The sequence below is a fragment of the Pseudochrobactrum sp. XF203 genome (assembly GCF_020341615.1).
Lineage (GTDB): Bacteria > Pseudomonadota > Alphaproteobacteria > Rhizobiales > Rhizobiaceae > Pseudochrobactrum > Pseudochrobactrum saccharolyticum.
The window spans coordinates 432347-451235 of sequence record NZ_CP084393.1 but is presented as its reverse complement, the minus strand read 5'-3'; the positions used below and the strand labels follow the sequence as shown (position 1 = coordinate 451235).

Annotated in this window: 15 protein-coding genes; all 15 read left to right on the top strand. The window is 51.8% G+C overall.

Translation table 11 applies throughout. The annotated features are described in order from the left end of the window. Positions 1 to 7 precede the first annotated feature (7 nt). Complete coding sequence (locus LDL70_RS17935; RefSeq protein WP_225688858.1) at positions 8 to 913, top strand: LysR substrate-binding domain-containing protein; 906 nt, start codon at positions 8 to 10, stop codon at positions 911 to 913. Positions 914 to 1424: 511 nt separating this feature from the next. Then, positions 1425 to 3104, top strand: coding sequence for a carbon starvation protein A (locus LDL70_RS17930; RefSeq protein ID WP_075656713.1), 1680 nt, complete (start codon positions 1425 to 1427; stop codon positions 3102 to 3104). Between the two features lie 4 nt (positions 3105 to 3108). After that, the gene (locus LDL70_RS17925; protein ID WP_022709548.1) at positions 3109 to 3393 is read left to right on the top strand and encodes a cory-CC-star protein; all 285 of its coding nucleotides are present in this window, start codon (positions 3109 to 3111) and stop codon (positions 3391 to 3393) included. Beyond that, entirely contained in the window at positions 3384 to 4373 is a 990-nt protein-coding gene (locus tag LDL70_RS17920; protein WP_225688856.1) for an ArsA family ATPase, read from the top strand. The genes LDL70_RS17925 and LDL70_RS17920 overlap by 10 nt, the downstream gene beginning before the upstream one ends. Before the next feature lie 149 nt (positions 4374 to 4522). Next, positions 4523 to 5869, top strand: a complete 1347-nt coding sequence (locus tag LDL70_RS17915) for an ABC transporter substrate-binding protein (protein ID WP_225688854.1) — start codon at positions 4523 to 4525, stop codon at positions 5867 to 5869. Between the two features lie 16 nt (positions 5870 to 5885). After that, a complete protein-coding gene (locus LDL70_RS17910) occupies positions 5886 to 7781 on the top strand; it encodes an ATP-binding protein (RefSeq protein WP_225688852.1) in 1896 nt (631 codons plus the stop codon). Then, the gene (locus LDL70_RS17905; protein ID WP_225688850.1) at positions 7778 to 9115 is read left to right on the top strand and encodes a sigma-54 dependent transcriptional regulator; all 1338 of its coding nucleotides are present in this window, start codon (positions 7778 to 7780) and stop codon (positions 9113 to 9115) included. The genes LDL70_RS17910 and LDL70_RS17905 overlap by 4 nt, the downstream gene beginning before the upstream one ends. Positions 9116 to 9271: 156 nt before the next feature. Next, positions 9272 to 10591 (top strand): ABC transporter substrate-binding protein, encoded by a 1320-nt coding sequence (locus LDL70_RS17900; protein WP_225688848.1) that lies wholly within the window; start codon positions 9272 to 9274, stop codon positions 10589 to 10591. A 165-nt stretch (positions 10592 to 10756) separates the two neighbouring features. After that, positions 10757 to 12466: an iron ABC transporter permease gene (locus LDL70_RS17895; protein WP_225688846.1), complete on the top strand. Its 1710-nt coding sequence runs from the start codon at positions 10757 to 10759 to the stop codon at positions 12464 to 12466. 17 nt (positions 12467 to 12483) lie between these two features. Continuing rightward, positions 12484 to 13584: an ABC transporter ATP-binding protein gene (locus tag LDL70_RS17890; RefSeq protein WP_225688844.1), complete on the top strand. Its 1101-nt coding sequence runs from the start codon at positions 12484 to 12486 to the stop codon at positions 13582 to 13584. Positions 13585 to 13668: 84 nt separating this feature from the next. After that, complete coding sequence (locus LDL70_RS17885) at positions 13669 to 14325, top strand: histidine phosphatase family protein (RefSeq protein WP_225688842.1); 657 nt, start codon at positions 13669 to 13671, stop codon at positions 14323 to 14325. A 52-nt stretch (positions 14326 to 14377) separates the two neighbouring features. After that, positions 14378 to 15793: a pyruvate kinase gene (gene pyk, locus LDL70_RS17880; protein WP_225688840.1), complete on the top strand. Its 1416-nt coding sequence runs from the start codon at positions 14378 to 14380 to the stop codon at positions 15791 to 15793. A 161-nt stretch (positions 15794 to 15954) separates the two neighbouring features. Then, a complete protein-coding gene (locus LDL70_RS17875; RefSeq protein WP_225688838.1) occupies positions 15955 to 17007 on the top strand; it encodes a LacI family DNA-binding transcriptional regulator in 1053 nt (350 codons plus the stop codon). A gap of 62 nt (positions 17008 to 17069) precedes the next feature. After that, on the top strand, positions 17070 to 17966 hold the full coding sequence (locus tag LDL70_RS17870; protein WP_213906443.1) for a sugar ABC transporter permease: 897 nt from the start codon (positions 17070 to 17072) through the stop codon (positions 17964 to 17966). Further along, positions 17966 to 18868 carry a carbohydrate ABC transporter permease gene (locus LDL70_RS17865; RefSeq protein WP_225688835.1) on the top strand — a complete coding sequence of 301 codons (903 nt, stop codon included), beginning with the start codon at positions 17966 to 17968 and terminating at the stop codon, positions 18866 to 18868. The genes LDL70_RS17870 and LDL70_RS17865 overlap by 1 nt, the downstream gene beginning before the upstream one ends. The last annotated feature ends 21 nt before the right edge of the window (positions 18869 to 18889 follow it).

The window sequence follows — 18889 nt, the reverse complement described above, 5'->3', positions numbered from 1 at the left end:
GTTTCGCATGAACCTCCGCGAGCTCGAATATCTGGTTGCGCTGGCTGAACAGCGCAACTTTCATCGTGCAGCTGAAGTCTGCAATGCCAGCCAGCCGACCCTTTCTGCGCAGATCCGCAAGCTGGAAGAAGAGCTGAGCGTCACATTATTTGAGCGCTCATCACGCGGACTTATTCTGACACAGGCTGGTGAAGCGGCGGTCAGACGCGCACGCATAATTCTTCATGAAGTGACGCAATTGCGCGATGAAGCTGCCGGACATTGTGCCGATGGTACACGGCGCTTGCATCTGGGTGTATTCCCGACACTCGGTCCCTATCTTTTGCCGCATATTGTGCCGCAATTTATGCGTCATTTTCCGTCCATGGAAATTTTACTGACGGAAGAAAAAAGCACCATCTTATTGCAGCGACTGATTGACGGGCAGATTGATGCCGCATTGCTGGCATTGCCGGTTGAAGATCCGCAGGTCACCGGACAAAAACTATTCTGTGAGCCTTTCCATCTGGCCGTGCCTTCCGGACATGTTCTGGCGGGGCAAGACCGCTTATCGGCGGATGCACTCTCCGGTCAGCGTCTGATGCTGCTCGAAGAGGGGCATTGTCTGCGCGATCAGGCGCTTACATTGTGCCGGCGCTATGGTGCACATGAATATGACGGTTTTCGCGGTACCAGCCTCGAGACTTTACGGCAGATGGTTGTGGCGGGTATGGGGCTTACTTTATTGCCGCAACTGGCTTGTATCGGAGCCAATGCGCAAAATCACATCGCTTTTTTACCGCTTGAGGCCGATGGGTTTCAGAGAAATATTGGTCTTTACTGGCGCAGATCAAGTAATTCCGGTGAACTCATGGAAAAACTCTCATCCATCATCGCCGGTGTTGTAGCAGAACTTATGCCGCAACAGGGCTGAGATGCGCTGAACATATTGCGCTTCAGCAGAATCATTTCGCGTCAGTGAATATGCGCTTGTGTGAAAAACTGAGAACATCGCGCGTGCGATGAAGTTCTGTGTGTGTCCATAAAGCTGGTTCAGACAGGTCTCGACACAATGTTATTGCTCGCAAAGCATTAACAATAATAACAATGCGTTACATAAAAATGCGCTGTACTTGCCCGTAAACCTTAATAGCTGCTTGTGCAGGTTTGGCTAAGCTCTAATCTCCAATGCGTTGAGATGCACAGAATGGCGCTTGCACATGGAAAATATTTCATTAATAATTTGACATTCGCAATCTGTATATCTTGTTGCCGTATCGCATCATGAAATTTATCTATGACAGAAAACGCATACATTTTGCTGAGTATTTTTATAATAAACGACAATATACTTTATTAGACTTTAGTTTGACTGCAACTTGGAGTGCAACAGAAAAACAGCATCATAATTCAATATAAATCGGCTTGCTATGGGAGGAAATGGTTTGAGCGCGATGATACTTATACTTGTCGGCCTTGCCGCATTTGCAGGGGGCTATTTCGTTTATTCGAAATACATTGCTGAACGCATCTATGCACTTGATCCGGAATATAAAACACCCGCTCATGCCATGAAAGATGGCGTAGATTATGTGCCAACCAACAAGTTTGTGCTGTGGGGGCATCACTTTACTTCTGTCGCCGGCGCGGCACCTATCGTTGGTCCTGCCATTGCGGTGATCTGGGGTTGGGCACCGGCCTTTATCTGGGTTGTACTCGGTACTGTTTTCTTTGCAGGTGTTCATGATTTCGGTGCGCTATGGGCAAGTGTCCGCAACCGCGGCCGTTCAATCGGTGCACTCACGGAGAATGTTCTTGGCACCCGTGCCCGCTCCATTTTCATGACTGTTATTTTCCTGCTGCTGTTGATGGTCAACGCCGTTTTCGCAGTGGTCATTGCAGGCCTGCTGATTAATTTCCCGACATCGGTGATCCCGATCTGGGGCGCAATTGCTGTGGCAATCGTTATCGGTCAGTTGATTTATCGTCATGGCGTCGGGCTGCTGTGGCCGTCCGTGATTGGCGTGATCGTACTTTACGCTCTGATCTTTGTCGGACAGGCTTATCCGATTACTTTGCCGGAATCCTTTCTTGGCATGAGCCCGATGGTGCAGTGGATTCTCTATCTCTTCATCTATGCAGGTATTGCATCGCAATTGCCGGTCTGGGTTCTTCTTCAGCCGCGCGATTATATTAACGGACTTCAGCTCTTTGTCGGGTTGTTGCTGCTCTATGGTGCAACTCTGATTGCGCAGCCGCAGATCGTGGTACCGGCATTCAATCCGGATGTTCCGGCAGGCACGCCGAGCATTGTGCCACTGTTGTTCGTGACCATCGCCTGCGGTGCCATTTCCGGTTTCCATGGGCTTGTCTCGTCGGGCACATCGTCCAAACAGCTCGACAAGGAAACTGATGCCCGTTTCGTCGGTTATTTCGGCGCTGTCGGTGAGGGCATGCTTGCGCTCGCTGCGATTATCGCCTGTACGGCTGGTTTTGCATCTTATGAAGCCTGGCAGGGCGTATATACGCAGTTCTCTGCCGGTGGTGTGAAAGCCTTTGTTGAAGGTGGTGCAAATATCTTGTCAGCAGGCACGGGGCTTGGTGTCGGTATTGCCGCAACCATCCTGACCGTTATGGCCGCATTGTTCGCCGGAACAACGATGGATACAGGTTTGCGTCTGCAGCGCTATGTTATTCAGGAAGTTGGCGAAATCACCAATATCAAACCATTGCAGGGCGGTACAGTTGCGACTCTGGTCGCGCTTGCAAGCTGTCTTGCTCTTGCTTTCGGTGCAGGTACAGGCGGCAGCGGCGGTATGCTGATCTGGCCGCTGTTTGGAACCACAAACCAGTTGCTCGCCGGACTGACACTTGCGATTGTTGCAGTGATGTTGCTGCGTATGAAGCGTCCGGTTCTGCCGGTTCTGATCCCGCTGGCCTTTGTGCTGGTCATGGCGATCCTTGCGCTTTTCATACAGCTCGGAACATTCTTTGCGAATAAACAATGGTTGCTGTTCGGGCTGGGACTGGTTGTGCTTGGTGCAGCGCTCTTTGTTGCACTGGAAGCAATCCGGACAATGCGCAGGGAATATAGCGCGCAAGCGGCTGCCGGACTGGCGGATTGACCTGATGTCCAGACGGTTGAATAAAGAAAAACTGGCGGCGCTGTTCAGCGCCGTCTCTCAAGGTCTGGGGGAGTTCTATGCCGCGCCCTACAGACGCACTTTTGCAAAAGCCAGACGTGAGGAGGACGATCTTTTCATGATGCTCGTTTTTTCGGAAAGTCTGGGTATCCCTAATCCCGCTACCTATTACACTCTGGAACTGATGCCCGAGCTCTATGACCGTTTTCACGACTGGCACGTCAGAATGGGTATGGAACACTCACCGCTTGATGGTTTCCGATGCTGCTGAATATTTTGAAAAATCGCAGGGTTCTGTTCTTCGGGGGCAAGGGCGGGGTCGGGAAGACGACGCTGGCCAGTGCAACAGCCGCAGGACTTGCTCAGCAAGGACGCCGCATATTGGTGGTTTCGACCGATCCTGCACATAATCTCGGTCATTTGTGGGAACGTGAGATTGGTGCCAAGCCGGTTTCGCTGATGGCCGGTCTGGATGGTATTGAACTTGATCCAGGCAGCACTGTCGATGAGCATCTTAAAACAGTCGAAAATTCACTGCGAAAACTGATGCCGGAAAGGTTGCATAAGGAAGTCAAACGGCATCTGGAGCAGGCGCGTGAAGCACCAGGCATGGTTGAGGCGGCATTGCTGGAGCGGATTGCCGTGACTTTGGAAACAGGGCTTGCTCATTATGACACAGTTATTTTTGACACCGCGCCAACCGGACATACGACCAGACTTCTCGAATTGCCGGAGCTGATGGCGGCATGGACGGACGGGCTGCTCAAAAACCGCGAACGCTCGGGCAATTTCACTCGTGCGCTTGGCCAGTTTAAAGCCGTTGATGCCGATAATGATGTTGCCAGTAACCTTTTTGAGGATGAACCAACCCGCGATCATGAAATGCGGGCGGTTTTGATGCGACGGCAGGATCGTTTTCGTAAGTTGCGTGAAATCCTGACAGATAGTGAAACAACGGCCTTCATGATTGTTCTGACCGCTGAGCGGTTGCCGGTTCTCGAAACAATAGAGCTTTGTCAGCGTTTGCATGATTTACAGGTATCTGTCGGCGGTCTTATTGTGAACCGTCGTTCACCGCGGGGCGAAAGTGCATTGCTCGATCAGCGTGCAAAGAATGAAGATGAGCATCTGGCGAAATTAATCAAAGCGCTGCAGCCTAAAGTGCCGGAGATTAAGCAAATTCCTCTGTCTGCCAATGAGATCATCGGCGGTCAGGAGCTTGTGCATTTTTCCTCCGCCTATCTCGGCTGATTTTTAAAAATGACAGGATATGCTCAAACTCAGATGTCAGATTTCAGGCCAGGAGGCAGGCCAGCCCTATACATGACTTATCCTTGATGCCATGATAGTAACTTCTTCGACTGCGCCTGGGGAGGAGCGTTTCGTATGAACGGGAAGACATGGTCAAAATAAGCACCGTTAACATTCTCAATATGTTGGTGTTTTTCGCCTTTTCAATGGTGCTGTCTGTTGTTCCTGTGCGTTCTTCAGAGCAGGGCGAATTATCGATTATCACGTCATATCCGCCATCGTTTTTTGAGCCGTTTCGCCTCGCATTTGAAAAGCAATATCCTGAAGTCCGTGTGTCTATCGCCCAAAGAAATACGGCGAGTGCGAACCGTTTCATCATGGAGAAACCGGATATCACGCCGGATGTTTTCTGGGCGTCCGCCGCAGATGCTTTTGAATTATTAAAGCGTAAAAATGCGTTACGCCCGATCCGAAGCAGGCCGACCGGAGCACCGCAATATGTTCTTGGCTATCCGGTGAATGATCCTGAAGGATATTATCTAGGCTTTGCTCTGTCGGGTTACGGCATTGTGTACAGCCCGTCCTATCTGCTGCAACACAACCTGCCGATCCCGCGTAATTGGGATGATTTGTTAAAGCCGGTCTATTCGGGACATATCGGCATTACTTCGCCTTCGCGCTCCGGCACCACGCATCTGATTGTGGAAGTTTTTCTGCAAACCTATGGCTGGGATAAAGGTTGGGCGATGCTCTCCAAACTTGGCGGCAACTTGTCAACAGTAACAGCACGCAGTTTTGGTGTTGCGTCCGGTGTAGCGCAGAAGCGTTTCGGCATCGGCATTACGATTGATTTTCTGGCGCAGCCTCTCGACGATGCGCATACGGATAATGTTTTCATCATGCCGCCCGATGCGATTTATACGCCAGCCAATATTGCTATTTTGCGGGGTGCTAAAAACATCACCAATGCTGAACGTTTTGTGGATTTTCTGCTTTCAGAACAAGGGCAGAAAATCTTGCGCTATCCCGGCATTAACCGCATTCCTGTGCTGAGTAAGCTGAATAAAGACCTGTTACCGGCGCCGGACAGACGCGGTCTGATGAATACGGCAGAATTTGACCCGCATTTGTCTGCTGAGAGATATGGTTTGGTCAATCTCATCTTTGATAATTTCATTATCCGCCGCAGAGCAACACTTGGCCGGCTTTGGCGGAAAGTGAATGAGCTGGAAGCGGCTAAATTTGAAAATACAGAAACTCTGAGCACTCTGGTGCGCGCACGGCAGTTGCTCAGCACACCGCCCTTGTCGGCACATGAAGCCAATATTTTGAGTGAAGATCTGAAAACAGAATGGCCGCGAAGTGTGGCACGCACAGCGGAGCAGGAGCAATTCTCCGGTGAAATCCGCCGCATCGTTGAACACAATCTGGCAATGATTGAGACCCTGCTTTCATCAGTGTCTCCTGTCACCAATGACAAGAGATGGTACCGGTAATTTGATGGCAGGATTTATGAGAAGAATTGCTACGCCAATAACCCAATGGCGCATTGGTATCGGTGCGCGGCTCGGCGCTGCATTTGTGGTGATTGTCGGTCTGGCAGTCGGTGCCTGTATTGTCGGCTGGCTATCCTATTACCGGCTGTCCGGTGAATTGTCACATATTGCTGAACAGCAAATGCCGCGACTGGCTTTTGCGTCCCGCCTGTCAAAAGCCGGTGCCGATATAGGTTCACTGACAGCCGCATTGGCAGGGGCTGAAAGCCGCAGCGAATATACTGCAATGCGGCGTATTTATGCCGCACGGCTTACGGCATTGGAAACCTTGCTGGAAAAAAGCGATCTCAGCGCGACGGTGAATACGATCTTGCCGCTGGCGCGCGCTATTGAACGCAATTTGCAGCAGATTGATCTGACATCGGGCAAGCGCTTCACCTTACTGGAAGCAATACATGCAGATATTGATGAACTGCGCTGGGTGCAGGCTGATCTGATCGATGAAGCCGCACCCTTGGTTGATGATACCCGCTTTAATATTGAAACCGAAATGCGCAACGGCCGTAATGCGGCGGCGCTCAGTGAGCAGCGCAAGAGTGAGGCATTGCTGACACTTGTTGCACAGGCGAGTCTTTCAACAGGTCTGATCGCCCGTCTTGCCAATGCTTCAACATCGGAAGAAATTCAGGAGGCGAATGCCTTTCTCGGTGATAGTGCTGATGAGCTGGCAAACCATCTTGGAACACTCAATAGCTGGCCGGACAGTATAACTGTGCGCCAGCTGGCCAAACGCATTTTGCAAAAATCTGATCAGGCAACCGGCACGCCAAACCGCAAGCGCTCGCAAATGCGCGAAACTGTGCGCCTCGGGGAACTGGCTGTTATGAACGGCCAGCTCGTCAGTGATCTTGGCCGTAATATTGAGACGGAGGTTGTGGCAATCGAAGCAAGTGCGGCAGCAGCGGCCGAACGCGCAGCATCAGCGATTAGCACCGGCAGAAAATTGCTGGCAGTCATTGCTCTGCTTTCTGTGGTTTTGGCCACTGCCATTGGCGTGCTTTATGTTCATAAAAACCTGCTGTTCCGCATCCGGCAACTGGCAACGGCAGCCAGTGCAATCAGTGCGGGGCGACCGGAGATAGAGATACCGGCAAAAGGCACGGACGAGCTTGCTGATCTGGCGGGGGCATTATTACTCTTCCGCCAGACGCGCGACGAGCTTATTCAGTCGGCAAAACTTGCGGCGCTCGGGCAAATGGCGGCGGGTATCGGGCATGAGCTCAATCAGCCGCTTGCAGCAATTCGTGCGCATATACACAGCGGCTCCACCTTGATTACGCGTGGTAAAGGCGAGCAGGCTCTGGTCAATTTTGACAAGATCCGTCAACTGACCACACGAATGGCCGATCAGATCAGTCATATCCGGCGTTTTGCACGGCGACCGGATGTGAAGCAACAAGCCGTTGATCTGTGCAAGAGTGTGCGTGAAGCGCTCAGTCTTCTGGAGCACCGTTTTGAAGATGATGATGTGCGCCTGAAACTCGAACTGCCGGTATCGGACTGTCCGCTTGTTATGGCTGAACCGGTGCGTCTGGAACAGGTGATTGTCAATCTCATTGCCAATGCTCTGGATGCGGTCAAAGATCAGCCTGTCCGGCAGGTCTCCGTTACTGTTGAGGCGACTGAAAATGGTGCAAGTCTGATTATTGCAGATACCGGAACTGGGATTGAGAGCGATCATCTGAAAGCAGTGTTTGATCCGTTTTTCACGACCAAACCGGTCGGATCGGGATTAGGGCTTGGCCTTTCGATTTCTTATAATATTGTCAAAGACTTCGGTGCCAGCATTGCGGTGCTGGATACAGGACCGCATGGAACGCGGTTTATAGTTTTGCTGAAAGGGCCGGAATGACCTTGCAACCGGATGTTATTCTTATTGACGATGATGCCAGCGTGCTTGAGGCATGCCGTGAAGTGCTGGAGCTTGAAGATTATAGGGTTGCGGCGCATAGCTCGGTTGCATCTGCGCTGCGTGATATGCGCGTTGATAGCGGTGCGATTGTCGTTTCTGATGTGCGCATGCCGGAACATGACGGGTTTGATCTTCTTAAAGCTGTGCAGTCCATTGATGCGGAAATACCGATCGTGCTGATGTCCGGTCATGGCGATATTCCAATGGCGCTTCGCGCTATGCGTGACGGCGCGTGGGACTTTCTGGAAAAACCGGCCGATCCGCTGATCCTGATTGAAACCATCCGCCGTGCACGCAATCACCGTCAGCTTCTGCTTGAAAATCGCCGGTTACGGCAGGCCGTAGCGGCTGACGGTTGGGAGGCCCGTCTGATCGGCCATTCAGCACCGATTGTACAATTGCGCGAGCGTTTGAAACGTATTTGCGGTGTTGCTACAGATATTTTGCTCATCGGCAAAACCGGCACCGGCAAGGAAGTCACTGCCCGCGCATTGCATGATTTCAGCAACCGAAAAGGGCGTTTCGTGGCCGTGAATTGCGGTGCAATCCCTGAAACAATGCTGGAATCTGAACTTTTTGGCCATGAAGCCGGCGCCTTTACCGGTGCGCGGGAAAAGCGCATCGGTAAAATAGAATATGCCAATAATGGAACGCTGTTCCTTGATGAAATAGAATCCATGCCGCTGAGTGCGCAGGTGCGGCTTTTGCGGGTTTTGCAGGAGCGCAAAATAGAGCGCCTTGGCTCAAACACCGAACTCAAGGTGGATATTCAGGTGATTGCGGCCAGTAAAACAGATTTGCACAAGCTGGTCGTACAGGGTAGTTTTCGTGAAGATCTTGCGTACCGGCTTGATATAGCCCGCGTTGAAATTCCGCCGTTGTCAGCCCGCAAAGGCGATGTCGGATTACTGTTCAAGCTGTTTCTTGATCTTGCCGCCAAAAGGCAGGGACGTGCAGCTCCGCGTGTGGATGCAACATTTATTGCCGATCTTGATAGCCGAAGCTGGCCCGGCAATGTTCGCGAATTGCGCAATGTGGCGGAACGCTATGTGCTGGGGCTGGAGAATAATGCGCTGGCCGACCTGTCTTTAGACAAAACGCAAACGCTGGAAGCACAGATGGACCGGCTGGAGCGCGCTATCCTGCTGGATACCTTGTCCAATCATGACGGGCGCATTGGTGCTTCGGCGACCGCCTTGGGAATTTCCCGCAAAACACTTTATCTGAAAATGCGCAAATTCGACATCGCCGCACAAAATGAAGATGAGGAATGATACCCTTATGACCCGCTCGCAGGCAGGTCATGTTACCTTTATGACCCATTTGTGTTTGTGAAAGCCCGCATTTCCGGCGTTTTTGAATTTGGCATGGTACTTGCTTCTTTAAAGGTATCGTCTGATCTCAGGCGATACTCTAGGGAGGAGAGTTCTATGTTGAAATCGATTGCAACCACCATGCTGATGTCAGCGGCTATGATTATCACTGCTTCTGCGCAAAATGGCGGAAAAGTAACTGTCGTTACGTCATTCTCAAAAGACGTGACAGATCCGTTTAAGGCCGGTTTTGAAGCCAATAATCCGGGCTTCACGCTTGATGTTCAAAACAAGAGCACCAGTTCCGGCGTGAAATATGTTGATGAAACAAAATCCAACAATCAGGTTGATCTGTTCTGGGCTTCCGCACCGGATGCTTTTGAAGTGCTCAAAGGCCGTAATCTGCTGAGCAAATTTACCCCGTCTGTGACAGGCCTGCCGGATAAGGTCGGATCCTATCCGGTGAATGATCCGGATTCTTATTATTTCGGTTTTGCGGCATCCGGTTATGGCATTATGTCCAATGACCGCTATCTGGAAGCAAATAATCTGACAAAACCTGTCGAATGGTCTGATCTGGCCAAGCCGGAATATTATGATCATGTCGCTATTGCGGCTCCGTCACGTTCCGGTACCACTCATCTGACCATTGAAACTATTTTGCAGGGTGAGGGCTGGGATCAGGGCTGGGCAACACTCAAGAATATTGGCGGCAATCTTCAGCAGGTGACAGAACGCTCTTACGGCGTTCCTGATGCGGTGAATTCCGGCCAGACAGGGATTGGCATTGTCATTGACTTCTTTGCTTTCTCGGCACAGGCAAGCGGTTTTCCGGTCAGCTTCTCTTATCCTTCAGTAACAACTGTTGTACCTGCCAATATTGGTGTTGTAGCCAATGCACCTAATCAGGCGGGCGCGGAAGCCTTTGTTAATTACTTGCTTTCAGAAAAAGGGCAGGCCGTCTTGCTTGAACCGGCAATCCGCCGTCTTCCGATCAATCCGGCCAGTTATGCGAATGCACCGGAAGGATTCCCAAATCCGTTCAAGGATGCCCGTTTTCAGACCATGCTTGTCTTTGACTCTGAAACTTCCAAGAACCGCACCGATGCCGTTGATGCATTATATGATCAGCTGATTTCGTTTCAGCTTGATAATCTGAAAGCGGCTACTCGCGCCATTCACGCAGCAGAAAAAGCGCTTGCTGCCAATGAACAGGCACCGGCACGCGCGCTCGTGAATGAAGCCCGTGCACTGGTTGCCGCTATGCCGGTCAGTGCTGATGAGGCCGTGAGCCAGCAGCTTCGCGATGCTTTTTCCGGTGGCAAAGAAAAGACAGCCCGTCAGGCCGAGCTTGAACAGCAATGGGCTGCTTTTGCCAAGGAAAAATATTCAGCCGCAAAAGCAAAGGCTGAAGAGGCACTTGCGCTTGTCAACTAAAGTCTGAGCTTCTCACGGTCAGGCTATCCGGTTTGACCGTGTGATGCTCCGGCGCATGACAGACCGCCTGCGAAAGCAGGCGGCTCCATCCGATTATCCGCTTTCGTTTGCTCTGGCGCCCTGTGGCTTGCCGGAACAGCCGACTTCATACCGGAGACTGCCGCAATGGCTTTCACATTATCCATTCCAAGAAAACGCATCTCGGCCAGCCCCGGCCAGATCGTAACAGCGCTGATTATTGCCCTGTTTCTTGCCGTTTTCCTGCTCATTCCCACCGGAACGGTTATCTATACGGCGTTTACGGAAAAGGGCACCGGCGCACTTACAGCCATCAATTTTATTGATTTTTTTAACACCGAGCTGTTCCGTCGCTCATTCTTCAATTCGGCCTATGTTGCAGGCATGTCGGTCGTCTGGGCGACGGTCATTGCATTGCCGCTGGCCGTTCTGACCACCCGCTTTGATTTTCGCGGGTCCATGATTATCCAGACACTCGGCTTTATTCCGCTCATCATGCCGCCCTTTGTCGGCGCGGTGGCGATGCAGCTGTTGTTTGGCCGCAATGGTACGGTCAATCTCCTGCTGAATGACTGGTTCGGTTTCCGTATTCCCTTCATGGAGGGGCTGAACGGCGTTATTTTTGTGCAGTCGCTGCATTATTTCCCATTCATTCTCATCAATCTTTCCGCGAGCCTGCGTAATATCGACCGTTCGATGGAAGAAGCCGCGCAAAATCTTGGCTCGTCGGGTTTCCGCCTGTTCCGGCGTATTGTTTTTCCGCTGGCAATGCCGGGTTATCTTGCCGGTGCCTCGCTTGTTTTCGTCAAAGTTTTTGATGATCTGGCGACACCGTTGCTTCTCAATGTCAAGGATATGCTGGCGCCGCAGGCTTATCTGCGCGTGACTTCGGTCGGTCTGACCGATCCGATGGGTTATGTGATCGCGGTTATTCTGATTGTTGTGTCTATTTTTGCCATGTGGCTGTCCGCAGTCGCCATGCGCGGCAAAGATTATTCCACGGTACAACGCGGCGGTGGCGGGCTGACAAAGCGCAAACTCACCAGACGCGAAAACCTTGTGGCTTATGCCACGGTCGGTTTCATCCTGCTGCTGGTTCTCTCACCGCATATTGGCTTGCTGTTACTGTCTTTTGCTACGGTCTGGTCTTACAGCCCGCTGCCAGACGGTTATACAGTGGCGCATTACACCCGCGTGTTCGGTGAAAGCTCGCTCTATATTAAAAACACGCTGATTTATGTCAGCCTTGCCGGTTTGATTGATGTCATCGTGGGCAGTGCCATTGCCTATCTCGTGTTGCGTACAAAACTGATCGGGCGTCGCTGGCTGGATTGGGCAGCAACCTCGGCACTTGCCATTCCCGGTGTTGTGCTCGGGATTGGTTACCTGCGCACCTTCTACAACATTCCGCTGCCGGACGGCACACCGCTAGCAACGCTTTGGGTTATGCTGGTGCTGGCACTTGCTATCCGTCGCCTGCCTTATGCACTGCGGGCTTGCTATGCCGCACTTCAGCAGGTGTCTATCTCGCTTGAAGAGGCCGCGGAAAATCTTGGGGCAACAAAGCAGAGAACAATCCGCCGTATTGTATTGCCATTGATGACAGGCGGTCTGCTTGCCGGATTTGTCACCAGTTTTGCAACGGCGGCGGTCGAGCTTTCCGCAACGCTGATGCTCATCCAAAGCAATTCTGACGCGCCGATTGCCTATGGGCTTTATGTCTTCATGCAATCACCTGCCGGACGCGGGCCAGGTGCTGCACTCGGGGTTATCGCAGTGATACTGGTCGGGCTTTGCACGTTTTTATCACATTACGTTATTGAACGCCGGCAAAAGACGCTTGGGGCGGCCAAGTAAGATTGGGGAGAAAAAATATGACATTAGATACAAACAGCGCCGCCTTGCCAACAACACCGGCAAAAGCAATCAGTATCCGCGATGTGAACCTGTCTTATGGTGCGGTTCATGTGCTGAAGGATATTTGTCTGGATATTAAACCCGGCGAATTCTTCGCCTTTTTGGGGCCGTCCGGTTGCGGCAAGACAACATTGCTGCGCCTGATCGCCGGATTTAATGTTGCACAACAGGGCAAAGTAGAAATTGGCGGTGCGGACGTGCTCGACATGCCGCCGTGGAAACGTGACGTTGGCATGGTGTTCCAGTCTTATGCGCTATGGCCGCATATGACCGTTGCTCGCAATGTTGCTTTTGGTCTGGAAGAGCGCAAACTGCCGCGCAAAGAAGTTGATAAGCGGGTTAAGGCAGCACTGGAACTGGTGGGGCTGACCCATCTTGCGGATCGTCGTCCTGCCCAGCTTTCCGGCGGACAGCAGCAACGTGTGGCGCTCGCCCGCACAATTGCCATCGAGCCTAAAGTTCTGCTTCTCGATGAACCGCTGTCAAATCTGGATGCAAAAATGCGTGTCGAGGTTCGCCGTGAATTGCGTGACTTGCAGCAACGTCTGAAGCTGACGACCATTTTTGTGACCCACGATCAGGAAGAGGCCAATACGGTTTGTGACCGTATCGCAGTCTTCAATGAAGGGCGTATTCAGCAGGTCGGGACACCGATGAGCCTGTATGAAAAGCCAGCTAATCTGTTTGTCGCCAGCTTTCTCGGCACTGCCAATATTCTCGACGGTCATGTGGAGGATACACCGGACGGTCGCGTCTTCGTGGTGGAAGGGGCGGGCTCTATTCCTGTCCCAGATGGTACGAAGGTTGCGCAAGGGGCTAAGCTGGTATTCCGCCCGCAATATGCAACCATCGGTCATACAGAAGAGGGTGCGGTTGCGCTTGAAGGCACCATCGCGCATCGTGAATTCCTCGGTGCAATCATCCGCTATGGTGTTCAGGTTGGCACTGCGACGGTGCTGATTGATGTGCCGTTTTATACCGGTGACACATTGCTGGAACCGGGAACTGCAACAGTGCTTGGTTTGCAGCCTTCTGCAGCACTCTGGCTGACAGAGTGATAGTGACATCCGCCGGTTGATAACCGGCGGATGCTCCCCGAACACGACCATAACCGATTACCCCAGCTATTAATTGAGTATATAATGCAGGAACTGCCTGATCTCATTGTTATCCGCCATGGTGAAACCCAGTGGAATGTTGCCGGACGATTGCAGGGCCGGAAAGACACGCCTTTAACCAATAATGGTGTGCGGCAGGCAAAGGCTGTCGGTGTGCGTTTGGCCGATACAATCGCCTCTCATCAAAGTTTGAAATTCTGGAGCAGCCCGCTGCCCCGTGCTTTGCAAACTGCATCCATCCTTGCCGGTATCTGGACTGTTCCTTTTGAGAAATTCACGCAGGCTCCGCTTCTTATGGAGCGGTCATTCGGTGTGTGGGAGGGACAAACATCCGATGAAATCAAACGGGATTTGTCTGATCAATATCGGGCACAGCAAACTGATCCTTGGGATTATACGATGCCGGAGGGGGAAAGCCGCAATGATCTGAAACAACGGATGCAGACATGGCTGGCAACGCTGGAAAAGCAAACAACACATGTTGTGGTAACACATAGCGGATGCCTGCGGGCGCTGCGCGGTATTTATACAAAAGCATCTTCTGAAGTGATGCTTGCCTATAGCGAACCGCAGACAGCATCATTTTTGCTCTCTTCCGGCCGTGAAACCATGCTGGAAATTCCGGCTGGTATTCTACGGGCTATGGGTTGCGAGGGCGCGGGAACAACAGTGCGCCTTTGACACTTTCGCTATCACATTGTGCAGGCTTTGTAGTGCAGGATTATGCCGACAAATGAAACAATATAAAAAAGTTAAGATACTCGCGACACTCGGACCGGCTTCTTCCGAAGAGCATATTATCCGGCAGTTGCACGCGGCAGGTGCCGATCTGTTCCGGATTAATATGAGTCATGCCAGCCATGACATGATGCGCCAATTAATCCGGCATATTCGCGCTGTTGAATTACAAAGTGGCCGTCCTATCGGCATTCTTGCTGATTTACAGGGGCCAAAACTGCGTATTGGCAGATTTGCACAAGGCACCGTGGAACTGAGAGTCGGGCAGAGTTTTACGTTGGACAACAGGGATGAGCCGGGTGACAATAGTCGTGTTTTTCTTCCGCATCCGGAGATATTTGCAGCGGTGAAGGCGGGGCACCGTCTGCTGATCGATGATGGAAAACTGCATCTGCGCGTGGAAAAAGCTGACAATGAGAGCATGATCACCACTGTTGTGGCCGGCACAAAAATCTCTGACCGCAAGGGTGTCAGTCTGCCGGATACATTATTGGCCGTGGGTGTTTTGACCAACAAAGATCGGGCAGATCTTGATGCGCTACTTGCAACCGGCGAAATTGACTGGGTTGCTTTGTCTTTCGTGCAGAGACCGGAAGACTTGATTGAAGTGCGTAAGATTGCCGGTGATCGCGTAGGACTGATGTCCAAGATCGAGAAGCCTCAGGCTCTGGATCATATTGACGAGATCATCAGGCTTTCGGATGCACTGATGGTGGCCCGCGGAGATTTGGGCGTGGAAATGCCGCTTGAATCTGTTCCCGGATTGCAAAAACAACTGACACGGGCGTGCAGACGCGCAGGCAAACCCGTGGTGATTGCCACGCAAATGCTGGAATCTATGATTAGCGCTCCGGTGCCAACGCGTGCAGAAGTTTCGGATGTGGCAACTGCGGTTTTCGAAGGCGCAGACGCCATCATGCTTTCTGCTGAATCCGCTTCAGGTGATTATCCCGTTGAGGCTGTTGCAACAATGGCGTCAATCGCCCGCAATGTGGAGCTTGATCCGCTTTATGCGGGCATTATTAACAAGCAGGGCGCTTCGCCTGAGGCAACCGGTGCTGATGCAATTTCTCTGGCGGCACACCAGATCGCAGTCACGCTAGGGCTTGCTGCCATTGTTTGTTACACCTCGTCGGGTACGACAGGTCTGCGTGCCGCGCGGGAGCGCCCTCCGGTGCCGATTATTGCGCTTTCGCCTGTTGTGCAAACCGCGCGACGGCTGTCTCTGGTCTGGGGTCTTTATTGTGTCACCACGGATGACACCGCAGATATAGATGAAACTGTGAAACGTGCCTGTGCCATTGTGGAAGCGGAAGGTTTCGGCGGGCAGGGAGATAGTATTATCATTTCTGCAGGCGTGCCTTTTGGCATACCGGGCAGCACGAATATGCTGCGTATTGCTGAATTATAGCAGGTATTTTATATTCTCTAACATAAAGAAAGCATTTGCCATCAACAGCATATATTGATTTCTTGTGTAGTTTGACAGGGGCTCTTGTCAAAGTTTTTCAAGAATGGTAACGTTCCCACAAAGATTGGTTAAAAGGCCGGTCGCTTGGGAGGAGTGTCAGCTTGAATAAGGATACAGGGCGTCGTGCGACGATCGTCGATGTTGCGAAAAAAGCTGGCTTGTCCAAGAGCACAGTAGCCCGTGTTCTGGCTGGTTCCTCCAATATATCGCAGGATGCTGCCGAGCGCGTACAGGCCGCAGTACTGGCAACCGGTTATGAGCGCAATCATCTGGCAGTCGGCATGCGCTCAGGGCGCAGCGGGTTGCTTGGTCTGGTTATTCCGGATATTACCAATCCGTTTTGGGCGGAAGTGGCGCGCGGTGCGCAGGATCAGGCTGCAAGGCAGGGTGTTTCGCTGCTGGTATTTTCTTCAGACTGGGATGCGGATAAGGAAGCGGCACATCTTCGCGCCTTATGTCAGGCACGCGTAGATGGCGCGATCATCAATCCTGTCGCTGATAATCTTGCTGATCTCGACCGTTTCGGCATGCCTTTTGTGCTGATCGGTTCGAGTGCCGAGCGCTTTCCCGATACGAGCAGTGTCGGGTCAGATATCGTGCAGGGTGTTCGTCTCGGGCTGGATGTGCTGCTCGCGCAGGGGCATGTGCAGCCGGCATTAATCCTCGGGCCTAAATCCCGATTGGCGCGTGCGCGTTTTCTGCGCGCGGTACATGAGCATTGCATTGAGCGGGATGTTGACCCCTCAATACTCATCACGGAAGACAGTGACTATACCGTTGAAGGTGGTCGTTCTGCTATGAAACGGCTGTTGCAAGCGCATCAGAATGGTCAGCATCTGGCAGTTTTTTGTGCGAATGATCTGATGGCGCTTGGTGGTATTCTGGCAATCCGTGATGCAGGGCTGTCCTGCCCGCAGGATGTGTCAATTCTCGGTTTTGACGGTATTCCTTCCGGTGCTTTTTCCTGGCCCGGATTGACGACAATTGAAAAAGACGGTCGCCGTATCGGCTCCACGGCAGTCACTGCTTTATATGCAGAAATTGCCGGACGAGCAGAACATGAGCGCATTTATGTGCCGTGCCGTCTTTTGGAGCGCGGCTCACTCGCTGATCTGTCAGAGATGGCAACTGCGCGGCTGGCTGCAAAGGGGTAATTCAGACAATGAGTCATAGTTCTGCATCATCAGTGAGCACTCAAATTGGGAACGTTCCCAAAATGAAGCGCTTTAAAAGCAGCGTCCGCCAGTGGTGGCCTTATTATCTGATGATGGCACCAGCCCTGATTTTCTTTTTTATTTTCCACTATATGCCGGTGTGGGAAGCTAAAATTGCTTTTGAACAATTGCGCATCATTCCGCCGAATATCTGGGTGGGGCTGAAGCATTTTGAACTGTTGTTCTCGTCCACGATTTTCTGGCAGGTGCTGGCCAATACGCTGATCATTTCAGCAATGAAAATCGTCTTTGTGTTTCCCGTGCCGATCATTGTGGCATTGTTGCTCAATGAGGTGCGCGGCACCGGTACCCGTAAATTCATTCAGTCGGCAATTTATCTGCCGCACTTCCTGTCATGGGTAGTAATTGCAGGTATTTTCATTGCTGTTTTGTCGCCGAGCACCGGTGCCGTGAATGAAATTACCGGCTTTTTCGGTTTTCAGCCGGTTTCTTTTATGACTGAGACGGGGACAATCCGCTGGGTTCTGGTGTTTTCTGAAATCTGGCGCTCGGCCGGTTGGGACAGCCTGCTTTATCTCGCAGCGATTATGTCAATTGATCAGGAGCTTTATCAGGCTGCGGAAATTGACGGTGCTAACCGCTGGCAGAAAATTTTCTACGTCACCATTCCGGGCATCGTTCCGACGATTGCTACATTGTTCATTCTGAATGCCGGTATGTTCCTGAATGCTGACCTCAATCAGGTGATCAACTTCACCAATGATATTGTGCGCAGTCAGATCGATATTCTCGATACTTATGTTTATCGCATCGGTTTGCAAACCGGACAATATTCGCTCGCCACGGCAGCTGGTCTGTTTAAGGCAGGGCTCGGCATGATCCTGATTATGAGCGCGCATTTCATCTCGAAAAAGCTGACAGGCAAGGGGATCTGGTGATGGCAGCAAGTAAAATCCGTCGCTCTCCGCTGGAGCGGGCAGAATATGCAATCATTATCTCTACCTTGCTGCTGCTTGTGGTGGTGATGGTTCAGCCGCTGCTTAATCTGCTGGCTGTTTCCCTGTCATCGCCTTCCGAAGTCGCGAGAATGAGCGGCCTCACAATCATTCCGGAAGGCTTTTCGCTAGAGGTCTGGAAGCTGCTGATCACCAATCCGGCAGTGCAGCAGGGGCTGATCAATTCGGTCTTTATCACGCTGACCAGTACTGCACTCGGTGTGTGTTTTACAGCGCTGATGGCATGGGGCTTGTCGCGTCCGGGCTTGCCGGGGCGCCGTATTCTTCTGGTCTTCGTGCTGGTGACGATTGTTTTTGATCCGGGCATTATACCGGATTACTTCCTCAATAAACGTCTGGGTCTGATCGACAGCTACTGGTCAGTTATTCTCTTCAAACTGGTCAATGCCTGGTATCTGATTATTCTGATCCGCTTCTTTGAAGAAGTGCCGAATGAAATTCTGGAAGCCGCAGAACTCGACGGTGCCAATGTTTTTCAGACATTTTGGTATGTTGTGCTGCCGGTATCAAAATCGGCATTGGCGACGATTGCACTGTTCTATTTCGTTTTCCATTGGAACGATTTCTTCCGCCCGATGATCTACCTCAATGACCAGTCCAAATGGCCGCTGCAGGTTGTGCTGCGTCAGTTTGTGGTCGAGGGCGACAAGATTGCCATGGTCGGGCTGGAAAATTCCGTCAATTACACAGGCGCAAGCCAGATCAATATCAGGGCGCTGAGCGCAGGCATGATCCTGCTCACGATTGTACCGATCCTGGCGATTTATCCGTTAATCCTGAAATTTTTCACTAAAGGCACGATGAGCGGCGCGCTCAAGGGCTGATTATTCCGGCACATATAAAGG